10 protein-coding genes are annotated in these 12,419 nt (G+C 62.3%); 4 read left to right on the forward strand and 6 right to left on the reverse strand.

The window, feature by feature from the left end:
• Window positions 1–65: 65 nt before the first annotated feature.
• Window positions 66–761 carry a transcriptional repressor LexA gene (lexA, locus tag H0274_RS04800; RefSeq protein WP_226793453.1) on the forward strand — a complete coding sequence of 232 codons (696 nt, stop codon included), beginning with the start codon at window positions 66–68 and terminating at the stop codon, window positions 759–761.
• A gap of 10 nt (window positions 762–771) precedes the next feature.
• On the opposite strand, the gene H0274_RS04805 is transcribed toward lexA, so the two are convergent.
• Complete coding sequence (locus H0274_RS04805) at window positions 772–3,036, reverse strand: ComEC/Rec2 family competence protein (RefSeq protein ID WP_413463461.1); 2,265 nt, start codon at window positions 3,034–3,036, stop codon at window positions 772–774.
• Window positions 3,037–3,064: 28 nt separating this feature from the next.
• On the opposite strand from H0274_RS04805, the gene gltX reads away from it, so the two are divergent.
• Window positions 3,065–4,507, forward strand: coding sequence for a glutamate--tRNA ligase (gltX, locus tag H0274_RS04810; protein ID WP_226793456.1), 1,443 nt, complete (start codon window positions 3,065–3,067; stop codon window positions 4,505–4,507).
• Between the two features lie 12 nt (window positions 4,508–4,519).
• Entirely contained in the window at window positions 4,520–5,806 is a 1,287-nt protein-coding gene (locus H0274_RS04815) for a citrate synthase (RefSeq protein WP_226793460.1), read from the forward strand.
• 54 nt (window positions 5,807–5,860) lie between these two features.
• Here H0274_RS04815 and H0274_RS04820 read toward each other — a convergent pair whose 3' ends face one another.
• Genes H0274_RS04820 through H0274_RS04835 form a run of 4 tightly spaced genes read right to left on the reverse strand, consistent with a single transcriptional unit; the run spans window position 5,861 to window position 9,780 of the window.
• Complete coding sequence (locus H0274_RS04820; RefSeq protein WP_226793463.1) at window positions 5,861–7,231, reverse strand: sensor histidine kinase; 1,371 nt, start codon at window positions 7,229–7,231, stop codon at window positions 5,861–5,863.
• Complete coding sequence (locus tag H0274_RS04825; RefSeq protein ID WP_226793466.1) at window positions 7,231–8,190, reverse strand: hypothetical protein; 960 nt, start codon at window positions 8,188–8,190, stop codon at window positions 7,231–7,233. Before H0274_RS04825 ends, H0274_RS04820 begins: the two co-directional genes overlap by 1 nt.
• A 29-nt stretch (window positions 8,191–8,219) precedes the next feature.
• Window positions 8,220–9,419, reverse strand: a complete 1,200-nt coding sequence (locus H0274_RS04830; protein WP_226793469.1) for a hypothetical protein — start codon at window positions 9,417–9,419, stop codon at window positions 8,220–8,222.
• Between the two features lie 52 nt (window positions 9,420–9,471).
• Window positions 9,472–9,780: an Hpt domain-containing protein gene (locus tag H0274_RS04835; protein WP_226793472.1), complete on the reverse strand. Its 309-nt coding sequence runs from the start codon at window positions 9,778–9,780 to the stop codon at window positions 9,472–9,474.
• A gap of 68 nt (window positions 9,781–9,848) precedes the next feature.
• Here H0274_RS04835 and H0274_RS04840 point away from each other — a divergent pair, with 68 nt between their 5' ends.
• On the forward strand, window positions 9,849–12,113 hold the full coding sequence (locus H0274_RS04840) for a coiled-coil domain-containing protein (protein ID WP_226793475.1): 2,265 nt from the start codon (window positions 9,849–9,851) through the stop codon (window positions 12,111–12,113).
• 10 nt (window positions 12,114–12,123) lie between these two features.
• Here the strand turns inward: H0274_RS04840 and H0274_RS04845 are convergent, their stop codons facing one another.
• Complete coding sequence (locus H0274_RS04845; protein ID WP_226793478.1) at window positions 12,124–12,417, reverse strand: DUF1467 family protein; 294 nt, start codon at window positions 12,415–12,417, stop codon at window positions 12,124–12,126.
• Window positions 12,418–12,419 lie beyond the last annotated feature (2 nt).

Here is a 12,419-nt window from a genome sequence, read left to right on the forward strand (position 1 = left end):
CGGGATAAGTTGCCTAGTTGTTCCGCATTCGTTCCCTAAATGGAACATATGAGGAGGCCGCTTCGATGCTCACCGCCAAGCAACATGAGCTTCTGCTGTTCATTCAGACGCGTCTGGAGGAATCGGGCATTTCCCCGAGTTTCGAGGAAATGAAGGAAGCACTGGACCTCAAGTCCAAGTCTGGCGTGCATCGCCTGATTTCCGCGCTGGAAGAACGTGGCTTCATTCGCCGCCTGCCCAATCGGGCACGCGCGCTGGAAGTGCTCAAGAATCCCGAGGATGTGAACGCCAAGGGCGCCCGGCCTGCCAATGATGTCGCGGCCGATCCGGTAAGCCGCGTCACCACGCCGCCACGCGCTCCGGCCTTTGCGGCCAATGACGTGATCGAGATTCCGCTTCACGGCAAGATTGCAGCAGGCGTGCCTATCGAGGCACTGGAAAGCGACCGCACCCTGCCTGTTCCGGCCGCCCTGCTCGGCGCCGGCGATCATTATGCGCTTGAGGTTTCGGGCGATTCGATGATCGAAGCGGGCATTCTCGATGGCGATTTCGCTCTGGTGAAACGTACCAGCACGGCCCGCGATGGGGAAATCGTGGTCGCACTGGTTCGCAATGAGGAAGCGACTCTCAAATATCTGCGTCACGAAGCGGGCAAGATCCGGCTCGATCCGGCCAATGCCGCCTATGATCCGCAATATTACGAACCACATGAAGTGATGGTGCAAGGGAAGCTGGCGGGGCTGCTGCGCCAATATCACTGAGTTCTGAGGCTCAGTTCTGACGCTCAGTTCCGGCACTCAGCCGGTTACTCTGGGGGTGAATTGATGGGGAGGCTGAAGGTGGCCGGAATCGTGCCGCCTCGGCTTCCTTCCCTTTCCACCAGCCATGATCGCCCTGCCCCTCGGCGACTGTGTGGATTTCCCGCTTGTCGAGATAGATCGCAAGACCGCCCGTTTCGCTCAGCATGCGGCGGTCGGCCTTGATCCATCGGGGGTGGCAGGATCGTGGCAGAGAGCGTTCCGCCACCACGATGTCGGCCAGATCGCAGGCGGCTGCCAGTTGGCGCTCCTCGATCCGTTGTTTGCTCAGGGCCAGCAGCAAATGCCAGTCTCGCCCGCCGCGGCTGAGAGTGACCGAGCAGAAATCCGCGCTGCATTGTGCGCCAGGCCATTCGGACAGGGCCAGCACCTGGCCTTCCATTCCAGCCATTTCCTGCAGTGTTTCGCGTGTGAAGCCGCTCTTCGATTCCCGCAAGACCAGCAGCCTTTCCCCCTCGCCTGAAATGCCCACCTGCCTGCCGTCGCCAGAGACGAGCAGATCGGGAACGGGCGTGAGGACCAGCATGATCGTGGCCAGAACCAGCGGCGTAAAGCCCAGCAGCCTGATGGGGCCTCGCCACAGGCCGAGCCACAGGCTGCCCGCAGCAAACAGGGCAAAAGTGCCTTGCCCCATCTGCGGCATCAGCTTGACCGCGCCGGGCTGGTCCGCCGTGAAATGGGCAAGCCAGATCAGCAGGTCGAGCGACTTGCCCGCCAGCCACCAGGCCGGGCCGCCCAGCCCCACGCTGTCGAGCAGCAGACCCAGCGCGATCAGGGGCATGGAAATGAAAGTGGTAAGCGGAATGGCGATCACATTGGCGAAAGCTCCATATCCGCCCATGCGGTGGAAGTGGAACAGCACCACCGGCATCAGCGCGATTTCGATGACCAGCCCGGTCGCCAGCAGCATGGCTCCCTGCCGCCCGGCACGGATAAGCCAGCCTTCCTCACGCGGCGCCAGAAATGCCCGCACCGGAGCCGCGCCATGCAGGGCGACAATCGAGATCACGGCCGCGAAGCTCATCTGGAAACTCGGCCCGACAAGCGATTCGGGCCACAGCAGCAGCACGAATGCCGCCGCCACGGCCACCAGCCTGAGCGACAGGGGTTCGCGCCCCAAAGCCAGCGCCAGCAGCACCAGCACTGCCCCAACGCAGCTTCGCACCGTCGGCACTTCCGCCCCGGTCAGCAATGTGTAGCCAATCCCCGCCCCTGCCGCGAGTGCCGCCGCGACAACCGGCAGGCGCACCCGCAAGGCCAGCCAGGGCCACAGGCCCAGAAGCCGGATCGCCAGGAAATAGGCCGCCGCGATCACCGCGCTGACATGCAGCCCGCTGATCGACAGCAGGTGCGAAAGGCCCGCATCGCGCATCGCATCCTCATCTTCCGGCGCGATCGCACCCCGGTCTCCACTGGCCAGCGCGGCAGCAATCGTACCGGCGGAGCCATCCAGGCGGGAACGGACATGATCGGCCAGGGACCGCTGCAAGGAAGCCAGCCCCTGCCGTTCCCTTGCCGGTTCGACCAGTTCGGGCGTCGCAAGCGCGCTACCGGTCGCAGCCAGGCCGTTGAACCACGCGGCCCGCGCAAAATCATAGCTTCCCGGCAGCATCGGCGGAGCGGGAGGCATCAGCCGGGCCTTGACCCGGATTCGTGCGCCTTCGCCCAGTCCGGGGGCATCCTTTTCCAGCGGCAGGTTCACACGCACTTTCATCGCCCGGCCACTTCCCGGCTCCCGGGTGGCCAGCACGAAACGCACACGCCCCTGCGCGGGCTGCTCGATCCGCTCCAGCACCCGGGCATCGAATATACCTGCTATGGGCCGCTCTATCGGCTCTGCCCCGACCAGCGCGGACTTGGCCCACACCACGGCGACTCCGGCAGCGAAAGCGAGTCCCACTGCCGCGACCGCCATCCGCAAGTGCGCTCCGCGCCCCTCCTCGGGCCACCATCGAAGCGCTACCATGGCGGCAAAACCCGCCGCCAGTGCCGTGCCCAGCCATTGGAGCGGCCCGGAAAGCGCGAACCAGGCCCCGATTCCGGCGGAAAATGCCACGGCCACCCATGGTCCGCGATCGAATCCGGAAGCGTCCAAAAATGCGTCGATCCTGTCTCGCGCGCTAGACAAGAGCCGTTCCATTCGCCAATGCGTCTGCTGCATCGCAGCATCCTGTGGCACGTCATCCTGAAGGACTGAAACGGGTGGGCTGTCTGCCATAAGAACAATGGAAAGGATCAAGTGGGTCATGGCAAGCGTTAGCGGCAATGCGGCTGAAACCGGCACCCCGGTGGTCACGCGTTTTGCGCCGTCGCCCACCGGCTTTCTTCATATCGGCAATGCCCGTACCGGCCTGTTCTCGTGGCTCTATGCCCGCCATCATGGCGGCAAGACCCTGCTGCGTATCGAAGATACGGACAAGGTGCGTTCCACCAAGGAAGCGATCGACGTCATTCTTGACGGGCTGGATTGGCTGGGCCTCGAATTCGATGGCCACACCTATTACCAGTCGCAGTTCGAGGCGCGCCACGCCGAAGTGGCGCATGAGCTGATCGCCAGCGGCGCGGGCTATCGCTGCTATCTCACCCAGGAAGAACTGGCTGCCCGCCGCGAGAAAGCGCGCGAGGAAAAGAAGCCCTTCCGCATCGAGAGCGAATGGCGCGACGCCGATCCTTCGACCTGGCCCGAGGGGCAGGATTACGTGGTCCGGATCAAGGCCCCGCGTGAAGGCGAAACGGTGATCGAGGATCTCGTCCAGGGCAAGGTGACGGTAAAGAATTCGGAGCTGGACGATTTCGTCCTCCTCCGTTCCGACGGGACGCCCACCTACATGCTTGCCGTGGTGGTGGACGATCACGACATGGGCGTTACCCATATTATTCGCGGTGACGACCATCTGAACAATGCCTTCCGTCAGCTGACCATCATCAAGGCGATGGGCTGGCCCGAACCGCGCTATGCTCACATCCCGCTGATCCACGGGCAGGACGGCGCCAAGCTTTCCAAGCGTCACGGCGCCATGGGCGTCAGCGACTATCGCGACGAGCTGGGCATTCTGCCCGAAGCACTGCTGAACTATCTGCTCCGCCTTGGCTGGGGCCATGGCGACCGCGAGGAGTTCACCAAGGAAGAAGCGATCGAGCTGTTCGACATCGGCGGTGTCGGCAAGAGCCCTTCGCGCTTCGACATGAAGAAGCTGCTCAGCCTTAACGGGCACTACATTCGCGAGGCGGACAATGCGCGGCTCGCGGCGCTGATAGCCCCGCGCATCGGCCCCAAGGCCGATATCGACACGCTGGTGGCAGCCATGCCCGTGCTGAAAACCCGCGCGCGCGATATCAACGAGCTGGCCGATGGCGCCGCCTTCCTTTTCAAGTCCCGTCCGCTTGAATTGACGGCCCAGGCGCAAGCCTTGCTGGACAGCGATGCCCAATTGCTTTTGTGGCGGATTTCCGCCCGTTTGGCGGCTGAAAATGACTGGACATCCGGCCCGCTGGAGGCCAGTTTGAAGGCAATGGCGGAAGAGCTGGGGCTGGGCCTCGGCAAACTCGCACAGCCGCTGCGCGCGGCGCTGACGGGGCAAACCACCTCGCCAGGTATTTTCGACGTACTGGTCCTGCTCGGGAAGGAAGAAAGCCTTGCGCGTATCGATGCGCAGGCCATTCCGGGCGACCAGACTGCAGAGCTTTGAGGAGTACGACACTTGGCTGACAAGCACGCGAAGCTGACCGTTGGAGACAAGAGCTACGATTTCCCGGTCCTGGAGGGCAGCGTAGGCCCGGATGTAGTCGACATCCGCAAGCTCTATGGCCAGTCCCATCTGTTCACTTACGATCCGGGTTTCACCTCCACCGCTTCCTGCGAAAGCGCGCTGACCTATATCGATGGCGAGGAAGGCGTCCTGCTCCATCGCGGTTATCCCATCGGCCAGTTGGCGGAACATTCCAGCTTCATGGAGGTGGCCTATCTGCTGCTGAATGGCGAACTGCCCAACGCCGACGAATATGACAACTTCACCCGCACCATAACGCGCCACACCATGCTGCACGAACAGCTGGCGACCTTCTATCGCGGTTTCCGCCGCGATGCGCACCCGATGGCGGTGATGTGCGGCGTGGTCGGGGCCCTGTCCGCCTTCTATCACGACAGCACCGATATTTCCGATCCCGAACATCGCCGGATCAGCTCGCACCGCCTGATCGCCAAGATGCCGACCATTGCGGCGATGGCGTATAAATATTCGGTGGGCCAGCCCTTCATGTATCCGGACAACAAGCTGTCCTACACGGGCAACTTCCTGCGCATGACCTTCGGCGTGCCGGCCGAGGAATATGAAGTGATCCCCGCGGTGGAACGCGCGATGGACCGGATCTTCATCCTCCATGCCGACCACGAGCAGAACGCATCGACCTCCACGGTCCGTCTCGCCGGCTCGTCGGGTGCCAATCCCTTCGCCTGCATCGCGGCCGGTATTGCCTGCCTCTGGGGCCCGGCCCATGGCGGCGCGAATGAAGCCGCGCTCAACATGCTGCATGAGATCGGCACGCCCGACAAAATCCCGCATTATATCGAGCGCGCGAAGGACAAGAACGATCCGTTCCGCCTGATGGGCTTCGGCCACCGCGTCTACAAGAATTACGACCCCCGTGCGACTGTGATGCAGAAGACGGTCCGCGAAGTCTTCGAAGCGCTGAAGGTGGACGATCCCCTGTTCGAAACCGCACTGCGGCTCGAGGAACTGGCGCTTCATGACGATTACTTCGTCGAAAAGAAGCTGTTCCCCAATGTGGACTTCTATTCGGGCATCATCCTGTCGGCGATCGGTTTCCCGACCACCATGTTCACCGCCCTGTTCGCTCTCGCCCGCACCGTGGGCTGGGTGGCGCAGTGGAACGAAATGATCAGCGACCCCGGCCAGAAGATCGGCCGTCCGCGTCAGCTCTACACCGGCCCGACGCAGCGGGATTATATCCCCTTCGACAAGCGCTGAGCCCTATCATGCGCCTGCGCCGCCAACAGGTGGCGCAGGCAGCAGGCTCACATTTTATCGATCTTCGCGGGGCAAGGTCAGAGTAAAACGGGCACCCTTGCCCGGCATGCTGCTGACACTCAGTTCGCCGCCCATCGCCCGGGCAAGCTTGCGCGAAATATAGAGGCCCAGGCCCGAACCGCCATCGCCGCTGCGGCCCAGTCGTTCGAACTTGTCGAACACCTTGGCCTGCTGTTCTTGGGACAACCCCTGCCCCTCATCCGCGATCGTGACACTCGCTTCGCCAGCACCGCTGCCCAGCTCGACATGAACCCGCGATCCTTCCGGCGCGTAGCGAATGGCATTGCCGATCAGGTTGAGCAAAACCTGCAGCACTCGCCGGAATTCGCCGACGGCAGGCAGGCGCTCGGCCAGAGCTGGCGGATCGATTGCAATTCCCTGTTCCTGCGCGCGCACCGCCAATATGCCGACGGCGCGGCGGGTCACATCGGCCAGATCGATACGGTCGGGCGCGGTAGTGAACTCCTCCGCCTCGACCACTTCCAGATCGGACAGGTCATCTATCAGGGCAAGCAGATGCTGCCCGGCCGCGGCAATGTCTGCTGCGTAATTGCTATATTCCTCTGCCAGTGGCCCAGCGAGCCGGGTGCGGATCGTTTCCGCATTGGCGATGATCCGCGCAATGGGCTGTCTCAGCACGGGTGCGACATCCCGGCCAATCGCCGCCCCCGGAACCGCCCTTGGCGCTTCCGCTGTATAGGCGAGCGGCATCTGGGTGGGCGGCTGATCCGCGGATAGATAGAGTTCAAAGCCATTGCTGCCCGGCTCAGCCCCCCCAAGAGGGACGAGACTGGCGCGCCAATGGCGGTTCGATCCCGGCAGGCGCACAGCAGCGCCATCCAGCAACCGCCAATGCAGGGGCTGATGGTGCTGGCTTCCTTCCACCTCAATGAAATCTGTCCATGGCCGCCCGATGCCTTTGCGCATCGCCGCAGCCAGCACGCGCAATTCGCGCGAGGCAGTGTCCGCCGAAAGAATCGCCTGTTGGGGATCGAGCCGGGCAATCAGCTCTGCCAGATCCCGATCGATCTCGGCGCGGCGCGATTCCGCGATCCCGGGATCTTCGGACGGTATCTGAGCCGACTGCCAGTTGGCCAGGCCGATTATGCAACCGGCGTCGTCCGGAAGCACTTCGACCCAGGCTGTCACGGCTTCCTGACCGAACTGGGCCTGTATCGGCTGAGCCAGCTTGAGCCCATAACGCCGCGCCTTACGCACCAGTTCCAGCAGGGCTGGCGTGGCAATCACTCCGGGAAGTTCGCCCCCGCTGCGCAGTTGCATGACTGCAAGCAGCTCATCGGCCTCAACGAGCCGGTCATCGGCATCGCTGCGCGCCTGCGCGATATATTTGGTTGCCAAGGCCATCAGACGTCACTCGCGAGAGGCGTTGAACCGGCGAGCAGAGCCGCCGCGCGATCGGAACGGAGCTGGTCGAAACCTTCGGGCAAGGTGACATCCGGGTGAAGATACAGGAGTTGCTCGTCCACTGCCGACGGTTTCAGTCCCGCCGAGCGAAGACTGAGCGCCAGTCTTGCCAATTGGCGTTCATGGGTCGAAAGCACTGCCAGATCCCGTTGCTGCCCGGACCCAACTGCCAAAGCGGTGAGGAACATGGCCACACCCGCGTGGCTTACCGACAGAGCCGCGATCGCTCCACCTCCCATGCCGGTGACGAGCCTGGAGAGAAGCCCCAACCGGCTGCGGCTCTCATCGAAATCGGACCGGAAGGCCGCGTCAGCCTTTCGGACTGCCTCTTCCGAATCCACATCCGCCAGTGCGCACATGGTGAGCAGAACGGAATGGAAAAGCTCGCCGGGCAATTCATTCAGATTGAGCTCCATCCGCCTCAACCCCTGAACAAAACGGGCCTGGGCCGCCAGTGTGGCCATGGCGGAACTCGCCGTTTCAGCATCGGGCGAGCCGATAAGGGCCTGCAACAGCGGTGAAAGCACCGGATCGAGACCGCTGCGCATATGAAGGCGATCGGCAAGCTGCCATTCCATTGCCAAAGCGTGCAAATGGCTCACAAGCGCGCTTTGCCCCAACAATGCGTCGCAAAGCTCCTCAATACGCTCCGCCACATAATCTTCGGGATTTTCGATACCCGCCGCGTCTGCCTGCGCATGGAGAAGTTGCAGGGCGATGCTTGCGCCCATCCCCCGCACCCGCGCCACGGTTTCATCGCTGAACAGCGAAAGCCCGTCACTTGCCAGCAAATGCCGCAGAATAGGGCCGAGCGTACCGATCATTGCGTCGCCCTCCGCCAGTTCAAGGCGGAGGACGTCTTCGACGCTCTGATCAGTGAGGTGATTCATGCCGGCCATTTTTCTAGCCCCGCCATAGCGGTTCTTGGTTAAGCCTGCGTTATCTGCCCTGACTCGCGTGAAAAGCCCAACAAGGCTGCGATCAGGAGCAGAACCAGAAGCTGTATAGCAGGAAGCAAAACGCCCCCCGCTGCGGCGATTGCCAGAAGAAGAGCCAGAGCCGCCCGGTCCTGAGCCACTTCAGCCCATTTTGCAGAAATATATCCACTCGCGATGCGCGCCATTCCGAGGAGGACAAGCGGCGGAAACAGACGCTCCGCCCGCGTTCCGTGCAAGGCGAGCGCAAGAACTGCGACAAGCGCCAGATCGATCAGAATTGCAGCAATCGCCAGCGAGCGCCCGGTCCCTTCTTCCTGATCGCTGCCGGCCTTGGCCAGCATTGCCAGTGCAGCGCCAGATTCGCCGGAAATCCAGCCCAGCCCGCATAATATTATCCCCGCGACTGCATGTTCGAACCAGGCGGACACAACGCCCAGCCCCGCCAGCGCAATCCCTGCCCCGGCAAGGAAGTCAGGCTTCCACCCCCTCGCCAACAGAGAGCCGCCCCATTTGCGCATTCCCAATCGGGCTGCCGCCCTGCCGGGCGCCCAGAGCGAAGGAGGGGCGATATGGCGACGAAACCAGTCCGGTTCGAGCTGTGCGAGCATTTCCCGCGACGTGATCAGGGCCCAGCGCCGTTCCGCAAGCAGAGCCTCGGGCAAGGAGCGTTCTGGAACCCTCCCCTGCAAGGCAATCCGCAGCAAAGCGGAGATTGTGTCGCAATCGGGCGGAAGCTGGTTGATCCGCTCCACCAGCGCACCGGGCATGCCAAGCAGACCCGCCCAGGCGTGATTGAGGTCGATGCGCTCGAAACCTGCTGCAATCCCCGGTTCAACAGGCAGAACCAGTACTCCTGAGCCATTGGCCAGGGCGACCTTTGCTTCCGCCGCAGCAGGCAGGAGCCCATCGGCGACAACGATCAACTCGTCGGCCGTATTTACCAGACCGGCCAGCTGGCGCGGGCCTGCGATCAGGTTGAATCTCGCCCCCTGGGCTTCAACGCGGTGTTGCAGGGCAATAAGATCTCGCCCCACGCCTCCAGAAAGGCAGACGATCCGCTCGCACCCCAGCCCCAGCAAGAGTTCAAGTTGCCGTTCCGCAAGACTATGGCCGGCCAGAGCCAGCACCGCGAGCGGCGTTTCCGGATCGTCACCGGCTCGTTCAATCAGTGAAATAAGACCTACGCGCACCGCTTCGATCTAGGGCAGCGTCAATGGCGTGCCAAGCACAGAAGCAGCCATCTCAATCGACGGGATGACTGAACCCGTCAAGGAACTGCTCAAGCTTGCGAATTACCACCGGTTCGCCCGGGGCGGAATCAAGTGCCTCCTCCGCCAGACCGATCAATCCTTCGGCATGGAAGCTTGCGGCGAGTCCTTTCAAACGCATGGCCGCGACATTCCAGTTTCCATCGCACCGCGCACGGCGCAGAAGATCCACCTGGTTGGCGAGGCTGTGGGTGAAGGCATCGCGCAGCTCCAACAGCAGCGCCGGGTCATCCCCGGCGGCAGCCGCCAAAGTCGCATCGAGAGCACCATTTTCGTAAGCCATTGGCGCTTCATATGCGCACAAGGTTAAGGCGGGGTGTATTGCGGGTCGATCCGTGATATTCTGGAATAATGTCTGGGGGATCACATATCGTTTCGCTCGGCAAGGGGGATATCCCTTCCGAAGCCCGTCCCGAAACCGCGCCGGATGCCGCGCTGGAACTGACCGTGGAAACGGCCGAGGAGGCCCAGCTATTCCTTGAAGAGGGTGGTGCGCCAGCAGGTCGCTTCGGGTGGATCGTGCCGACTCTGGCGCTGCTCACCATTGCCGGATGGACTGGCTTCTTCATCTGGGCGCATCTGGGGCAAATGCTCGCTGGTGCATCGCCGACGATCTGGAGCAGCTGGATTGCCCAATGGGCGATGCCCGCAGTTCTGGTGGTCGGCCTGTGGCTCCTCGTCATGCGCTCAAGCAGGCGTGAAGCCCTGCGTTTCGGCGCTGTTGCCCGATCGCTGGCAGAAGAAAGCGCGATGCTGGAGGCCAGGTTGACCACCGTCAATCGCGAGCTGAGCCTTGCCCGGGAGTTTCTGGCTGCCCAGTCGCGCGATCTGGAATCGCTTGGCCGTGTTGCCGGAGATCGCCTTTCCGAAAATGCGGAGCGTATGTCCGCCTTGGTCCACAAGAACACCTCCCAGATCGAATCCATCGCCAGCGTCAGCACCACCGCTCTGGCCAACATGGACAAATTGCGCGACGAGCTGCCGGTTATCGCCACATCCGCCCGCGATGTGACCAGCCAGATCGGAAATGCGGGACGCACCGCAAAGTCCCAGCTGGACGACATGATCAGCGGGCTCCAGCGCATGAACAGCTTCGGCGAGGCTGGCATGAACCTCACCGAAGATATGAAAGCAAAGGTGAGCACCACGCTGAGCGAGTTGGAAAATCATACGCATCGGATCAGTCAGAATGCCTCTTCCGTCATCGCGGATATGAACCGGCAGATCGATGCCCTGCGCGGCGAATGCGACGCGTTTGCCGAGGCGATTGAAGGGCGGCGAATGCAGCACTCTTCACGCGAGGCTGAGGAGATTCAGACGTTCCAGTCGCGAATTGCCGAACTCGATTCCCGCATTTCCGATTATCAGCAGCGCCACCTCGCCCATGTCGGCACCCTCTCCCAACAGGGCGAGGAACTGGCCGCGCGAATCCGCCAGATGAGCGAGCAGATGGAAGCGATCACCGCGCGCGGTGGGAAGATCGGCGGCGAACTGGCCCAGACTATCGATCTGATCGCGGCAAGGCTCAAGGCCAATCAGGAGGTCATCGAAAGCACGGATCAGTCCGTAAGCGAACTCACCGAAGCCAGTGTCCGCCTCCTCGAACTCGTGCAGGCCGGCGCACAGCATAGTCGCGAACAATTGCCTTCTGCTCTCGCGCTTGCCGAGCAGCGCCTGACAGATTTCGAAACGCGCACGCGCGAACTTGGCCCCATGCTTGACGAGGTTGGCGAGAAAGGACGGGCCCTCTCGGATTACGTCCTGTCTGCCCGCGAAAACGGCAAACTGGTGCTCGATGAACTGGAAGTGCTGCATGGCTCTCTGGCCGAGCAGGAAGACGAACACAGCCTGCGCATCGCAAATCTGCGTGACGCGATTGTAGCGCTGGGTGCAGAGAGCGATACTGTTACCCGCCAGTTGCGCGGCGAAATGGTAGAAGCCGTCGAAAAACTTCAGGGCGTGCTCCAGGCCGCCATCGATCAACTGGGCAGCGGGGATAGTCACACGATTGACGAACTCGCAGGCAGGATCGGGGCCCAGAGCGCCGAAGCTATCGAACGCGCCATCCGTCTGCGCGCCGCCGAAGCGATTGGCGAGCTTGAGCAGGCCGCAGCCCATGCAAGCGGCGTAGGCCGGGAAGCCGCGCGACAGTTGCGGGATCAGCTTGCCAAGGTAGACGAGTTGGCCGGGAATCTGGAGAACCGGGTGGCCCGCGCGCGGCAGCGCGCCGAAGAACAGGTCGACAATGATTTCGCGCGCCGCGTCGCGCTTATTACCGAGAGCCTCAATTCCAACGCCATCGACATTGCCAAGGTTCTGTCAAACGACGTAACCGACACCGCCTGGGCTGCCTATCTGCGTGGGGATCGCGGCATCTTCACTCGCCGCGCAGTGCGCCTGCTCGATACCTCCCAAGCGCGGGAGATCGCCGAGATCTATGATCAGGACAGGGATTTCCGCGAGCATGTCAACCGGTACATCCATGACTTCGAGGCGATGCTGCGTAGTCTGCTCTCAACCCGGGATGGCAATGCAATGGGGGTTACCCTGCTCTCCTCGGATATGGGCAAGCTCTATGTGGCGCTCGCCCAGGCGATCGAGCGTTTGAGGGACTGACCCGGCGCGGTCAGTTCTTCATATGCTCTTCGAATTCGGGCGGCTCGCCAAAAATGTTCAGATCTTCAGGCCCGATCCAGCCATTGATATAATTGGCCACGTAAATCGCACAGAGGATCGCGGCAATAATTGTAGCACGAATAGCCACCTTTCCCGGTCGGAAGTTCGCTGGCGCACTGTCCGCCTGGCCGGGTGTTTTTTCCACCCCCGCTTCATCGTGAGTTTTCACTCCGAAGGGCAACAGGGCAAAGGCCGTCAACACCCAGAACAATGCGTAGATCGCAAGGATCGACGTCCACTTCATCG

This window comes from Fulverythrobacter ferritrahens, assembly GCF_020539485.1.
GTDB lineage: Bacteria > Pseudomonadota > Alphaproteobacteria > Sphingomonadales > Sphingomonadaceae > Andeanibacterium > Andeanibacterium ferritrahens.